Below are 13,040 nucleotides of genomic sequence, written 5' to 3' on the forward strand. Positions count from 1 at the left end.
CATGGAATTGACAGTTGGTCCAAACCAGTTTTTCTGGTCCGCCGACAGCTGGTCCGGTCTTTACGAAGACCTCGCGGCTACGCCGGTGGATCGGCTTGTCCTGGGAGAGCTTGTGTGTTCCAAGCGCCTTCCCTTTTATCAAGAGCGCATCCCGACGGCGATTGCCACTCTGGTTGAGGCGGGAAAGCAAGTGTCGCTCACCAGTCTGGCGCTGGTAACGCTCAAGCGCGAACGCAAGTTGACGACTGAACTGACCGAAATGGGTGTGGCGGTTGAGGTCAATGACCTGACCGCATTGGCCCATATTCCCCAAAATACTGCCTTCCATGTCGGCCCACTGGTCAATGTCTATAACGAAGGCACGCTCTCGTGGCTTGCCAGACGGGGTGCGACCCGCATCTGCCTGCCACCGGAATTGCCGCTGGATTCTGTGCGCCGATTGACCGACAAGGCACGAGAGCTTGGTGTTGCTATTGAAATCTGGGGACATGGACGTATCCCACTGGCCATCTCCGGGCGGTGCTATCACGCGCGCCTGCACGGGCGGATAAAGGACAATTGCCAATATGCCTGCGAAGATGATCCCGACGGCCTGAAGGTTCGGACGCTGGAAGATCAACCCTTTCTCGCAATGAACGGAGTGCAAACCCTTTCAGAAACATATGCCAGCGCTGCGCATCAGGTTGAATTGCTGACCGACTGCGGCGTGTCCGCTCTGCGCCTGTCTCCGCAATCCAAGGGTTTTGCCGATCTGTGCACCGGCTATCGCCGCTTGTTGGACGCAGAGGTATCGGCCTCCGATTTCGTCCGGGCGTTGATGGCCCGAGACACCGACATGCGGCTGAGCGACGGTTTCCTGACCGGCGAGAGCGGCTTGAGTTGGTCCGGTGCTGCCGCCCACACAGGATGACGCGGCGCCGTGGCGGTTCGAGTGCTTACCTGGCCCAGTTCTGGGCCGCGCCCTATCGCCCGCTTTTTCTTGCGGCGATCCTTTGTGCGCTGGCAACGGTTCTGTGGTGGCCACTTGGCGTCATAGCCGGGTTGCCCGAACCGGCATTCCCGTTCGTTTCTCTATGGCACGCACATGAGATGTTCTTTGGCTTTGCGGGCGCCGCAATGGGTGGCTATCTGCTGACCGCTCTGCCTTCGTGGACCGGGACTGACCCGCTGCACGGATGGCCCCTCAAATTACTGGTTGCTCTTTGGGTATTGGCGCGTGTCACCTCGGCCAGTGCCAGCCAGTTCCCCATTCCCGCCGTTGTCCTTGCTAATTCAGCATATTTCCTTGTGTTGGCTGGCATCCTCTGTCACGGCATGCTTGTCGCCAAAACCTATCGGAAGCTGCTTTTCTGTTTTGCGGTTGCCGCCATGGCATGTCTGGACGGCACCTTTCTGATCGGCTGCCTGTCCGGCCATGTCGAATACAGCTATGCTGTCCTGCATACGATGTTTCTGTTGTTTTCGCTGATGATCCTGACAATCGGCGGCACAGCCATCCCCGCGTTCACACGAAACTGGCTCCTGTCTCAACCCGGCAGGATCGTTGATGTGGTCGAGGATATCCACGGCAGGCACGCTGCGGCGGTATTTCTGATCGCTGCCTTCTTTTGCCACCTGACCAGTCGGCCGCAAGCCGAAGGGATTGCCCTTCTCGCCGCGTCACTCGCCCTCTTGATATCCATGCGCCGCTGGCAGAGTTTTTATGCCTTGGCAAATCCTCTCCTGGCCGCTCTGCACATATCGTACCTTCTATTGCCGATTGGATTGGCGGTGATCGGCTGGACTCAGGCCTTTGGGTTGCCTGCAACCCGCACCGACGCCCTGCACATTGTGACGGTGGGTGCGATGGCAGGACTTGTCATGGCCATCGCCGGCAGAGCAGCATCGCATCGTGGCGCCGACAACCTTCAGGCCGGTCGCCTGTTCATTATCGGGATTTCCCTGATATGGCTTGCCACCTTCCTGCGGGTGTCGGCATTCGCCTTTCCGTCATCCGACGTTCCCACCGCCGGCGCCGCAACCGCGTGGGGCTTGGGCTGGCTTCTGTTCCTTTGCGATTTCCGACGCGCTTTACAAGGTGCTCCACCCCGCCCGGTTCTGAGCAGCAAGCGTCATGACAACCGGACCTAGAAGCCCATCCTCAAATCTGCCGTTCAAAAGGGGATGCGTCGGCTTGACCAGGGACCTCATCGGCAGATTTCCATCAAGGCCAGTGGAAAAGCACACCGCTCAAAGCGGCCTAACTTATGAAAGCAACAGACCGGCGCCACATGACGAATTCAACCCTTGCCAAAGGGAGCGTGCACATGTGTTTCATAAATTCAGGACGGGGGCAAATGATTCAGGTTTTCGGCAGAGCGCCTTAAAGGATGCTACGCCCTGTCAGAACGAGCCGAGGTATTTCTCGGTTTCAATGATCGCAAAGAATAGGACACCAATCCCGATAATCAGCGCTCCATCAATCGATGGCACGGTATGGGTTCCAAGGATGGGTTGTACCACCGGAACGTAAGTCACGGTGAACTGGGCAACCCTGATAACAATGATGCTGATCCAAACCGGTCGTATGCCTTTGAAGGCCGTCCAGTTGACCGAGGCGCCAAAGATATTGCGAATGTAAAACAAGTGGAAGATCTCAAGCACGACCAGCATGTTCATCGACATGGTCTGTGCGAGTGGCAAAGGGTAGGCATTGTCGAGTGCATAGGCATAAAGACCGAACATGATCGCCAGGAAAAGCGCCGTTACGAAGATCACATGCCAGACCAATCCTCCGGTCAAATTCCCTGCACTTAGTGGCCGCCGCGGGCGGAGCATGGTTTCAGCTTCCGGCGCTTCATTGGCCAGCGCCAGTCCGAGAATGACGGCCGTGATTATGTTGACCCAGAGTATCTGAACCGGTGAAACAGGCAGCACGAATCCCAATATGAGAGCTGCCGCAATGATCCCGGCTTCGCCGGCGCTGGTGGCAAAACCCAACTGACGACTTTCCGGATATTCTCCCAGACCGTCCGCCTTTCGCGCGCCGCCGCAACCTATGAGAAATTGTCGTGTGCAAGCACCAGTTCGGCCGCTTCCTTGGCAGCCTCCGACCCGGTGATCCCCATGGTATCGCCCACATCCGCGCGCATCAACGCCGGTGCATCGTTGACACTGTCGCCAGTCATGGCGACGACAAGATCGTGCACCTGAAAAGGGGTCACCAGCCGCAGCTTGTGTTCGGGCAAGAATGTTCGTGCCTGCAACCTGGACGGCAAGAATGCTGTCATCGATCCGATCAGTTTCCGCCCCTGTCAGGACGACATTGGCTTTTTTCAATCCGATCTGTTGTCCTATCGCAGCGGCAGTTCCCGCATGATCGCCGCTAATTTTTTAGTCTATCCCGGCATTGTGACATTCGGGAACGGCAGCAATCGCTTCCGGTCTTGGCGGGTCTATCAGACCAACCAGCCCCACAAAACTGAGATGCCCTTCGAGATGTGCATCCAACGTATCCGGTTGAACATTTGACTGGCGCGCAAAGGCGATAACACGTTGACCTTGTGCCGCGATACGCTCCGCTTCGATCCGCCAGAATTTGCTGAAAATTGAACAAGTTTCTCTGAATATTCTGCGCTAAGGTTCTTGCATGTATCGAGAAGGCAGAGCTCATCTTCGTGTGACAAAAAGACGTTCTCTGGTTAGAAAACTTGTAGGCGGTTATTTCTGGAATTTCTGATGTCAGGCACACACGACGATTTATGGACCTACGAACGATTTGAAGCGGGCGTGGAACTTGGGCGGGTCGAAGTACCGCTGGATGAAAACCGTATCGCATTGTGGTCGAAGGTTTTCGGGAGGACAATTCCGTCGGATGGCCCCCTTCCTCAGAGTATGCTTGTGGCGGCTATGATGGAAGGTTCGCTGAAGGCTTTCGCGCCGCGCCCCAAGGGAAATATCCATGCCATGCAGCGCCTGAACTTCGGCGAGTATGAACCTAAAAAGGGTGATGTAGCCCTGGTGCGGATTTCCGTTTTGCGCAAGGAAATGAAACGCGAAAGACGATGGGTTACACTGGAAGCACTGATCAGCGTTCAAGACCAGGTCGCCATGACCGGTGAAATTATCCTTATCTGGGCAGCATGAATATGAATACGACACGTTTCCCCGAGACTTTGCCCGAAGTGGTACTAAGCATCGATGCCGTGTCGGTGCGTGTCTATGCCGATCTGACGGCGGACCACAACCCGCTTCATCTGGATCCGGAATTTGCCGCGCAAACCCCGTTTGGCAAGCCGATCTCCCATGGCACGCTGGCGCTGAACCTGCTAGTGGATGCCGGTCTGTCGGCGGCCCCGCAATTGAGGGTGAAAACCGTTGATATTCGCTTTGTCGCGCCATGTCCGGTTGGTGAAACCGTGACAACTGGGTTTAATCTTGTCGACGGTCAGACGGGCCTGTACGAAGCCTGGTTGCAACGCTCTGATGGCAAGCGGATTATCGAGGGCACCGTAGAATTTGCCGAACCAAGCTGATGCTGGCATCAATCGGCCTGTAGCATTCCTTGAACCCAACGGTTCACCGGTCCGCGACATTGGCCGACCGATGGCACTTCTGTTTTCAACTGTCAGTAAATTTCGGCGCTCGTTTTTCCTTGAAGGCCAGACGGCCGTCGTGCGCGTCGTTGGACTTCAGCAAGCCAGGTTGTAGCGAACGTTCATAATCCAGTGCCGGATCGGTTTGTGCGCAATAATACGCCTTGATGTATCTAGGCGCCTGAGGGGCAATTGAATCAAGGCTTTCTGCGAGTTGCAAGGCAGTTTGAACGGCTTCTCCGGAACCGCACAATTTATCGACAAGACCGATGTCATGACATTTGCTTGCGCCAACCGGATTGGCGTACATCATGGTCTGACGCGCCCGGTCGAGCCCGACCCGGCAGGCTTTCCAACATTCCGTATTCCGGGATCAGGCCCACCTTTGGGAAACTGGCAACAAATTTTGCGTCTTCTGCCGCGATGATTGTGTCCGATAGCAGGGCCAGAGCAAAACCGGCTCCTGACTCCCAGCCTTCGACAGCAGCAAGACCGGGACCGAAGCACCGGTAATTTGATTGATCAGCCCCTTCTGAAAGTTGAACTGCGCGCGCTTGTCCTCAATAGGTACGTCCATTTCCGACAAATCGCCACCCGCCGAAAAATTGCCCCCTGCTGCAGTCAGAATGATCGCGCGCGCAGTCGGATCTTTTTCCGCTGAATCCAAGGCAGCGGACAGCGCTTTGCGGACGACACCGGAAATCGGATTGCGGCGCTTTGGAAATTCACGCACGATCACCGCATCGTGCTTCAGGAAAAGGCGGCCCCCAATGACGTCGTAAGGATCGAAGTTGCTGCGAACTCCCGACTTCAGGCATTTGTCGGAGCGGTTGGAAGGTGCTACGCGGCGGCATCCGGGCTGCCCGATCAGGAACTGGAAAAAAATACAATGAACTGGTCGAATGAACCTGGCTTTGAAGCCTATCTTTAGGGCGTAAATGCCGCGCGCAAAAATGGCTATTCCGTCGAGCATGGCAATCTCTTTGCCAGCGTCGATCTCGCGGCGTCGACCATCAACAGCCGCGAGCGGAAAGCGCTGTTGGGGCTCAGCGCAATTGCTCTGGGCGGTCACTTCTCGAAACGGGAAATGCAGGGTATTGGAAAGGCTCTTCACGATCGGTGCCGTTATATCGAGAAGATCCTGTTTCCCTGATGCAGGCAGGCACCCCCCACTGTTGTCGGCAGGCGGCACCAGTCAATTGACCGGTTCGCGCGCTGCTGGCTGGTGGCTGCAAGGGCATCCGCCTCTTCGCGGGGAATCTGGTGCTTCCGGGCCAGGTTTTCCGCAGTTTCGATCAGGCCCGAGATATAGCCGAAGCGCTCGCCCGGCTGCGATCTTTCCCGTCCCGACCCAGCCGGTCATAGAGTTTGGCGAGCCGGACCTTGTCCCTCAGCGAACACCGGTCGTGTAGTGTTCGAAATTGCTCATGCTTTCGACACTGCCCGCAACGACGACATCGCAAGCCCTGGCCGCCACCATCATCGCGGCGGTCGCAATCGATTGCAGCCCGGCCCCGCACCGCCTGTCAAGCTGCATGCCGGGTACAGATACGGGCAGACCTGCCTGCAACGCGATCCAGCGGCCAACGCACGGCGTTTCCGAGTTTGCGCAGGACAGGGCAAAGGCAACGTCCTCGACAAGTGCCGGATCACTTCCGGTGCGTTCCAGTGCCTTGTTGACGACCAATGCACCCAGCTTTTCGACCGGCACATCCTTCAGGGCCCCGCCGAAACGCGCGACAGGCGTACGGACCGGGCTGACAATTGCGACGCGTTTCATGCTGAGCATCCTCTCCACTCTGTTACGCAGTGTTTTCGTGGATCAGCGAAATATTTCTCTATACCGAATTTTATTTTGGCTCAGAAGAACAAGAGCGCATTGGCAACGGGCGGGCTACATCGTTCTATTCCAGACGATACAGCCCGAAAAATGGGGAAGTCCGCTTGACGGAACGTTGCGCGGCTGAATCTTTCATCTAGCGAATGTTATTCTCCATAGAGAATTGTGCAATGTGCGAATCAATTGGACGAAATGCTGAAAGATCGCGTCGTTCTCGCCACCTGGGCGGGGCTCCGTATTGGCAAGGCAATCGCAATGGCGGCCGCTGAGGCGGGTGCGGCGGTTGTCGTGAACGACATCGGTGCCAGCCTGACAGGTGCCGGGGCGATACCTCGGTCGCGCTGGCTGTCGTCGACGAAATCGTCGCAGCCGGTGGATCGGCTGCCGCCAGCACAGGCAGTGCAACCGAACCCGACAGCGCTCGCGAGGCGGTCCAGACCGCAGTCTCCGAATTCGGTCGCCTTGACGCTGTGGTCAACAACGCGGGCATTCCGCGGGACGGCTTCTTTCACAAGATGACGATCGAGGATTTCGACGCGGTTCTCAAGGTGCACCAGTACGGCAGCTTCAATATCAGCCGGGCCGCGGCAGACGTATTCAAGGCCCAGGAAACCGGATCGACGATCCACATGACTTCGACCTCGGGGTTGATCGGCAACCTCGCCCAGGCCAACTATTCCGCTACATAGATGGGGCTGGTGGCGTTGTCGAAATCTATCGCCCTCGACATGCAGCGTTGGAACGTGCGCTCCAACTGCATCGCGCCATTTGCCTGAAGGCGGATGATCTCTTCGATCAAGGCGGAAACCCCCGAGCAACAAGCGCGCGTCGCCAAGCTCAAGGAAATGAAGCCTTCCAAGGTTGCACCGCTTAGTGTATCTGGCCAGCGACCGGGCAAAAGACGTGACCGGGCGGTTGTTCAAGGTGCGCAACAACGAAATCTTCCTGATGAATCAGATACGTCCCGTTCGCTCGGTCCGCAATGGAACGGGGTGGTCGCCGGAAGATACCGAAGAGCATGCCATCATGGCCCTCAGGGACAATTCCCACCCGCTGGAAGTGGCTGCGGACGTCTTTGCATGGGACCCCATCTAAGTGAGAAACAACGAAATCCGGGTTTGCGCTTTCGGCAGCGTGAACCCGGAAAAATCGGCCTCGCGCCGGTCCTGAGGGTGGCCAACGCTTCAAAGCGGTTCGTCTGTTATCAACGTAAATAAGACACGCGCGGCCAGTCAGGAATCGTCGCCACCAAGCCCGGCGACTTGCAGTTCCTCTATGAGTGCAAGCGCCGAGCGGGGCAAGGCGCTTCGATCACGGACCAGAATGCTTCGTGTTCTGACAGCCCAGTCGTCGGACATTTCCACCACGCTGATACCGGAGCTTTGTATGTGCCGGCGCACAGCCGAAAACGGCACAATGCCGATTCCGATGCCGGACCCGATCAGGCGACACATGGCCTCAAAACTGGGCACTTGCACACGCAATGCCCGCCGGTGCCCGCTCTTGTCCATCAGATCGCGCAGGAAGGCGAACAGAGTGCTGTCCTCGTGAAGGCCCACATGGTCGAATTGCAGCGTGTCACGGAACCAGACCTGTGGTTGCTTGCTCAGCGGATGGTTCTGCGCGGTTGCCAGAACCAGACGGTCCGTGGAAAACGGCACAACCTCGAGATTTTCGGCATCGACCGGCCCCGATACAATGCCCAGATCCGCCGTCCCCGCCAGAACGGCGCGGATGATTTCGTGCGTCTGCTTTTCCTGCAGATCGACCGACAATCCGGGGCGGTCCGACAGGAAGCGGACAAGAATTTCGGGCATGAACTCGGTAACGGCGGTGGTATTGGCAAAGACCCGGACCTGACCGCCGATACTGCCCTGTTCCGAAAAGTCTTCGCGCAGGTATTCCAGTTGCCGCAATATCACCTGCGCGTGTTGCAAAAACCGTTCACCCGGCGGGGTCAGCGTTACCCCCTTGTTTCCACGATTGAGGAGCCGCGCGTGCAGTTCCTGCTCCAGCGATTTGATCCGCGCACTGGCGGCGGGCGCAGTCAGGAACACCCGGTTTGCCCCACGGGTCAGGTTTCCGGCCTCGGCAATGGCGGCGAACAGGCGCAGATCGGTCAGGTCAATATGCATGGCAAGTATTTTGCGTTCACCCCGGCTGAATGCAAGGTTACAAAATCAAGAATTTTCAAAAGGCAGGTCAATCGGTATCTGTTTTCCGACCAGCAAGGAGAGTTGCAAGATGGACAATCCGGATCTTTCGGCCTGGGTGGGTCAAACGGAAACCCTGCAGGAACGGATCGCCCCGTTTCCGGCCAATGCGCTCGCCGCCACTCTGGATCGGGACGACCCGGAATATGGCGACGGCTCGGCGCTGCCGCCTCTGTGGCACTGGCTGCATTTCCTGCCGATCTTCGGGATGAAGGATACCGGCTATGACGGCCATGCGGCGCTTGGCGGATTTCTGCCTCCGGTGCCGTTGCCGCGCCGGATGTGGGCCGGAAGCCGCCTGAAATTTGCCGCGCCGGTCCGCATCGGACGCGAACAGCGCAAGGTTTCAACCATGCGCTCGGTGACACCCAAGGAAGGCAGGTCGGGCAAGCTGGTTTTTGTCACGGTGGAGCATCAGATTCTAGACGGCGACACGATCTGCATCAGCGAAGAACAGGACATCGTCTATCGCGAGGAACCCTCGCCGGACGCACCGGCACCGGTACCGCCAATGGCACCGGAAACGTCAGCATTCTCTCGTACCATCCACCCCGATCCTGTTTTTCTGTTCCGCTATTCCGCGCTGACCTTCAACGGACACCGCATCCATTACGACCAGCCCTTCTGTACCGGAACCGAAGGCTATAAGGGCCTCGTGGTCCACGGACCGTTGTTGGCCACACTTCTGCTCGACCTGCTGCGGCGCGAGCGGCCGGGCGCCACGGTGCGCAGCTTTGAATTTCGCGCCATCTCTACCGTGTTCGATACCGATGATTTTTCGGTTCATGGCGCGCCAGAAGAAAATGGCAATACCTATCGCCTGTGGGCCCGCCGCCATGATGGCGCGCTGGCCATGCAGGCCACGGCAATCATCGAATGAGGATCGATATGGAAGACCAGTATCAGGATATCCGCGACGGCGTGCGTGCACTCTGCGAACAGTTTCCCGACGAATACCACCGCAAGGTCGACGAAGAGAAAGCGTACCCCGAAGAATTCGTTGACGCTCTGTCGCGCGAGGGCTGGATGGCGGCGCTGATCCCCGAGGAATATGGCGGTTCGGGCCTGGGCCTGACCGAGGCCAGCGTGATCATGGAAGAGATCAACCGCGCAGGTGGCAACTCGGGCGCCTGCCACGGCCAGATGTACAACATGAACACGCTGGTTCGGCACGGTTCGGAAGAACAGCGTCAGAAATATCTGCCGTTGATTGCCGAATGCAAATTGCGCATTCAGTCGATGGGCGTCACCGAGCCCACGACCGGCACCGACACGACCAAGATCAAAACCACTGCCATCAAGAAAGACGGTCGCTATGTCATCAACGGTCAAAAGGTGTGGATCAGCCGCGTTCAGCACTCGGACTACATGATCCTGCTGGCCCGTACCACGCCTCTGGCCGAGGTCAAGAACAAGTCCGAAGGCCTGTCAATCTTTCTGGTCGACATCAAGGAAGCGATGAAGACCGGCATGGAAGTCAAACCCATCGCCAACATGGTCAACCACGAGACCAACGAGCTGTTCTTTGACGATCTGGAGATTCCCGAGGAAAACCTGATCGGCGAAGAAGGCAACGGCTTCAAATACATCCTGACCGGGCTCAACGCGGAGCGGACGCTGATCGCCGCGGAATGCATCGGTGACGGTTACTGGTTCACCGACCGGGTGACCGCCTATGTCAGCGAACGCAAGGTCTTTGGCCGCCCGATCGGGCAGAACCAGGGCGTTCAGTTCCCGATTGCCGAGGCCTTCATCGAAGTCGAGGCGGCCAACCTGATGCGCTATAAGGCGTGCGAGCTTTATGATGCGGGTGCACCCTGTGGAGCCGAAGCAAACATGGCCAAGTACCTGGCCGCCAAGGCCAGCTGGGAGGCGGCGAATGCATGCCTGCAATTCCATGGCGGCTTTGGCTTCGCAAACGAGTATGACGTTGAACGCAAATTCCGCGAAACCCGCCTCTATCAGGTCGCACCGATCTCGACCAACCTGATCCTGTCCTTTGTCGCCGAGCACGTGCTGGGCATGCCGAGGTCTTTCTGATCATGTTGCCTCTGAAAGACATCACCGTCGTCTCCCTGGAACATGCCATTGCCGCACCTTTTGCGACGCGGCAACTGGCTGACCTTGGAGCGCGTGTCATCAAGGTCGAACGCCCCGGAACCGGAGATTTTGCCCGCGGGTACGACACCCGCGTTCAGGGAATGGCCTCGCATTTCGTCTGGACCAACCGGTCCAAGGAAAGCCTGACGCTGGACCTCAAGTCAAAGGCCGGGGCCGAGATCCTGCATAAGCTGGTCGACAAGGCCGACGTGCTGGTGCAGAACCTCGCCCCCGGTGCGGCGGACCGGATGGGATTGGGCTTTGACGATCTGCATGCCGCCAATCCCGGTCTGATCGTCTGTAACATCTCTGGCTACGGCCCGGACGGGCCGGACCGCGACCGAAAGGCCTATGACCTGCTCATTCAGGCCGAGGCCGGGTTCCTTTCGATCACCGGCACGCCGGATGCGCCTTCCAAGGCCGGGGTATCGATCGCGGATATAGCCGCCGGTATGTATGCCTATACAAACATCCTTGCCGCGCTGATGCAGCGCCAGCAAACCGGCATTGGGGTCAGGATCGATGTGTCCATGCTTGAGGCGATGGGCGAATGGATGGGCTATCCGCTGTATTATGCCTTTAATGGCAGTCCGCCGCCTGCACGCGCCGCCGCCTTTCATGCCACGATCTTTCCTTACGGCCCGTTTCCGGCCGGGGACGGGCGCTCGGTCATGCTGGGGTTGCAGAACGACCGCGAATGGCGGGTCTTTTGCGACAAGGTGCTGGGTCATGCGGAACTGGCAGATGATCCGCATTTCAACACCAACCATGCTCGGGCGGCGAACAAGGAGGTTCTGACCGAACTGATCGTCGAGGCCTTTGCAACTCAAACCGCAGATGAGGTCGTGGTGCTGCTGAATTCCGCCGGGATCGCCAATGCGCGGATGAACGAGATGGCCGACCTCTGGTCGCACCCGCAGCTTGAAGCCCGTGATCGCTGGCGCAAGGTGGATACGCCCGGTGGGCCCGTTCCCTCTCTGCTGCCGCCCGGCGGGCTGGGCAATACCGCCCCCCGGATGGACCCGGTTCCGGCGCTGGGGCAGCACAGCCGGGGCATTCTGGCGGAAATGGGCCTAACGGCCAATGAAATTAATAAACTGGCCGAAACCGGTGTAATCTGATGACAGTTTCTTTTCGCGGTGCACTTCTATTCGTGCCAGCCACACGACCGAACCGGATCGAAAAGGCACAGGCCAGCGGTGCGGACGGAGTGATCGTCGATCTGGAAGATGCCGTTGCGGACTCCGACAAGATCGCGGCCCGGGAGGGTCTTTTGACATGGCTCGACGCCCATTCGGGCGCGCCGGTGCTGCTGCGCGTCAATGCCGCTGATACAGATTGGTATGAGAACGATCTGAAAGCCGTGCGGCACCCGAATGTCGGCGCCGTGGTTTTGCCCATGGCGGATACTGCCAGCGTGTCCGACCTGTCGGGTCAGTTGGGCAAGCCAATTTTGCCGCTTGTCGAAACGGCGAAGGGTGTGGATCAGGCAGTGGCCATCGCGGCGCTGCCGTCAGTGGCACAACTACTGATTGGAACCATCGATCTGGCGCTGGATCTTGGTCTGGACGCCGACCACGAAGGCGGGGCGGCAATGTTGGACATGGCACGGTTTAGGGTGGTGATTGCCTCGGCGCGATCGGGTCTGGCGGGACCGTTGGATGGGGTAATCCCGGATTTCCGTGACCTCGAAGGGCTGACACAAAAGGCCGTGGCCAGTAAGGCCAAGGGGATGGCCGGGATGATGTGCATCCACCCGACGCAGGTCGCCCCGGTCACCGGTGCATTTGTTCAATCCGACGCAGAAAAAAGCTGGGCGACACGGGTTCTGGCCGCAGCCAAGGGGCAGCCCGGTGCCTTTTCCTTTGAGGGAGAAATGGTCGACGCACCGATCTTGAAGCGGGCCGAGCGTATTCTGGCAATGGGCTGAGGCGCAACGGCCACCAGTAGTTCTTCTGGTGGCCGTCCGATGCAAATGTTTGGCGAAATGCTCAGGTCGGTCGCTTGCGGATCAGATACCGGTGGGTGCCCTCGAAAACCAGCTTGTCGTGCTGATTGTGAATGCTCGCGCGCATGGTGATGATGCCGGTCGAATTCTGGGGGGTCAGTTCGACGAACTCCAGTTCCGGGTACAGAGTGTCTTTCTGGCACGAGAGGCCTGTACCAATGCCGAAGAAAAGAAACCGCAAAAAGCAAACTGCTCTTTCACCAAAACAGGTGGAATGTGGTACTGAGTTTTGCAGCAAGGTCGAATTCCCTGACGGTTGAATCAGGTCTGAATTTTTTGGATCACAAAACTCGCGACAGAACCCG

The 13,040-nt window shown here is 58.1% G+C and carries 17 protein-coding genes and 1 pseudogene; 10 read left to right on the forward strand and 8 right to left on the reverse strand.

The window, feature by feature from the left end:
* Position 1 precedes the first annotated feature (1 nt).
* Together ubiV and ACR0AO_RS14270 are read left to right on the forward strand one after the other, a co-directional pair.
* Positions 2-910 carry a ubiquinone anaerobic biosynthesis protein UbiV gene (ubiV, locus tag ACR0AO_RS14265; protein ID WP_480604667.1) on the forward strand — a complete coding sequence of 303 codons (909 nt, stop codon included), beginning with the start codon at positions 2-4 and terminating at the stop codon, positions 908-910.
* Positions 907-2,130 (forward strand): NnrS family protein, encoded by a 1,224-nt coding sequence (locus ACR0AO_RS14270; RefSeq protein ID WP_480604669.1) that lies wholly within the window; start codon positions 907-909, stop codon positions 2,128-2,130. Before ubiV ends, ACR0AO_RS14270 begins: the two co-directional genes overlap by 4 nt.
* Before the next feature lie 252 nt (positions 2,131-2,382).
* On the opposite strand, the gene ACR0AO_RS14275 is transcribed toward ACR0AO_RS14270, so the two are convergent.
* From ACR0AO_RS14275 to ACR0AO_RS14285, 3 genes are all read right to left on the reverse strand, one after another.
* The gene (locus ACR0AO_RS14275) at positions 2,383-2,979 is read right to left on the reverse strand and encodes a cation transporting ATPase C-terminal domain-containing protein (RefSeq protein WP_480604671.1); all 597 of its coding nucleotides are present in this window, start codon (positions 2,977-2,979) and stop codon (positions 2,383-2,385) included.
* A gap of 56 nt (positions 2,980-3,035) precedes the next feature.
* Entirely contained in the window at positions 3,036-3,269 is a 234-nt protein-coding gene (locus tag ACR0AO_RS14280; RefSeq protein ID WP_480604673.1) for a hypothetical protein, read from the reverse strand.
* A gap of 103 nt (positions 3,270-3,372) precedes the next feature.
* Complete coding sequence (locus ACR0AO_RS14285) at positions 3,373-3,609, reverse strand: hypothetical protein (RefSeq protein ID WP_480604949.1); 237 nt, start codon at positions 3,607-3,609, stop codon at positions 3,373-3,375.
* 108 nt (positions 3,610-3,717) lie between these two features.
* Between ACR0AO_RS14285 and ACR0AO_RS14290 the strand changes: the two genes are divergently transcribed.
* Positions 3,718-4,125: a hypothetical protein gene (locus ACR0AO_RS14290; RefSeq protein WP_480604675.1), complete on the forward strand. Its 408-nt coding sequence runs from the start codon at positions 3,718-3,720 to the stop codon at positions 4,123-4,125.
* Between the two features lie 2 nt (positions 4,126-4,127).
* Positions 4,128-4,514, forward strand: a complete 387-nt coding sequence (locus tag ACR0AO_RS14295; protein ID WP_480604677.1) for a MaoC family dehydratase — start codon at positions 4,128-4,130, stop codon at positions 4,512-4,514.
* 85 nt (positions 4,515-4,599) lie between these two features.
* Here the strand turns inward: ACR0AO_RS14295 and ACR0AO_RS14300 are convergent.
* The 3 genes and pseudogenes from ACR0AO_RS14300 to ACR0AO_RS14310 form a co-directional block, all read right to left on the reverse strand.
* A pseudogene (locus ACR0AO_RS14300) lies at positions 4,600-5,023 on the reverse strand (enoyl-CoA hydratase/isomerase family protein).
* Entirely contained in the window at positions 4,948-5,766 is an 819-nt protein-coding gene (locus ACR0AO_RS14305; protein ID WP_480604679.1) for an enoyl-CoA hydratase/isomerase family protein, read from the reverse strand. Before ACR0AO_RS14305 ends, ACR0AO_RS14300 begins: the two are co-directional and overlap by 76 nt.
* 198 nt (positions 5,767-5,964) lie before the next feature.
* The gene (locus ACR0AO_RS14310; RefSeq protein WP_480604681.1) at positions 5,965-6,354 is read right to left on the reverse strand and encodes a thiolase family protein; all 390 of its coding nucleotides are present in this window, start codon (positions 6,352-6,354) and stop codon (positions 5,965-5,967) included.
* A gap of 419 nt (positions 6,355-6,773) precedes the next feature.
* On the opposite strand from ACR0AO_RS14310, the gene ACR0AO_RS14315 reads away from it, so the two are divergent.
* The gene (locus ACR0AO_RS14315) at positions 6,774-7,103 is read left to right on the forward strand and encodes an SDR family NAD(P)-dependent oxidoreductase (protein WP_480604951.1); all 330 of its coding nucleotides are present in this window, start codon (positions 6,774-6,776) and stop codon (positions 7,101-7,103) included.
* A 184-nt stretch (positions 7,104-7,287) separates the two neighbouring features.
* Complete coding sequence (locus ACR0AO_RS14320; RefSeq protein WP_480604683.1) at positions 7,288-7,509, forward strand: hypothetical protein; 222 nt, start codon at positions 7,288-7,290, stop codon at positions 7,507-7,509.
* Positions 7,510-7,646: 137 nt separating this feature from the next.
* Here the strand turns inward: ACR0AO_RS14320 and ACR0AO_RS14325 are convergent, their stop codons facing one another.
* Entirely contained in the window at positions 7,647-8,549 is a 903-nt protein-coding gene (locus tag ACR0AO_RS14325; RefSeq protein WP_480604685.1) for a LysR family transcriptional regulator, read from the reverse strand.
* Positions 8,550-8,658: 109 nt separating this feature from the next.
* Here ACR0AO_RS14325 and ACR0AO_RS14330 point away from each other — a divergent pair, with 109 nt between their 5' ends.
* The 4 genes from ACR0AO_RS14330 to ACR0AO_RS14345 are packed head-to-tail and all read left to right on the forward strand — an operon-like array spanning position 8,659 to position 12,657.
* The gene (locus ACR0AO_RS14330; RefSeq protein WP_480604687.1) at positions 8,659-9,507 is read left to right on the forward strand and encodes an HTD2 family dehydratase; all 849 of its coding nucleotides are present in this window, start codon (positions 8,659-8,661) and stop codon (positions 9,505-9,507) included.
* A gap of 8 nt (positions 9,508-9,515) precedes the next feature.
* Entirely contained in the window at positions 9,516-10,667 is a 1,152-nt protein-coding gene (locus ACR0AO_RS14335) for an acyl-CoA dehydrogenase family protein (protein ID WP_480604689.1), read from the forward strand.
* A gap of 2 nt (positions 10,668-10,669) precedes the next feature.
* Positions 10,670-11,848, forward strand: a complete 1,179-nt coding sequence (locus ACR0AO_RS14340) for a CaiB/BaiF CoA transferase family protein (protein WP_480604690.1) — start codon at positions 10,670-10,672, stop codon at positions 11,846-11,848.
* Positions 11,848-12,657, forward strand: a complete 810-nt coding sequence (locus ACR0AO_RS14345; RefSeq protein WP_480604691.1) for an HpcH/HpaI aldolase/citrate lyase family protein — start codon at positions 11,848-11,850, stop codon at positions 12,655-12,657. The genes ACR0AO_RS14340 and ACR0AO_RS14345 overlap by 1 nt, the downstream gene beginning before the upstream one ends.
* A 61-nt stretch (positions 12,658-12,718) precedes the next feature.
* On the opposite strand, the gene ACR0AO_RS14350 is transcribed toward ACR0AO_RS14345, so the two are convergent.
* Entirely contained in the window at positions 12,719-12,916 is a 198-nt protein-coding gene (locus ACR0AO_RS14350; protein ID WP_480604693.1) for a hypothetical protein, read from the reverse strand.
* Between the last annotated feature and the right edge of the window lie 124 nt (positions 12,917-13,040).

The sequence above is a fragment of the Ruegeria sp. AF8 genome (genome assembly GCF_056541825.1).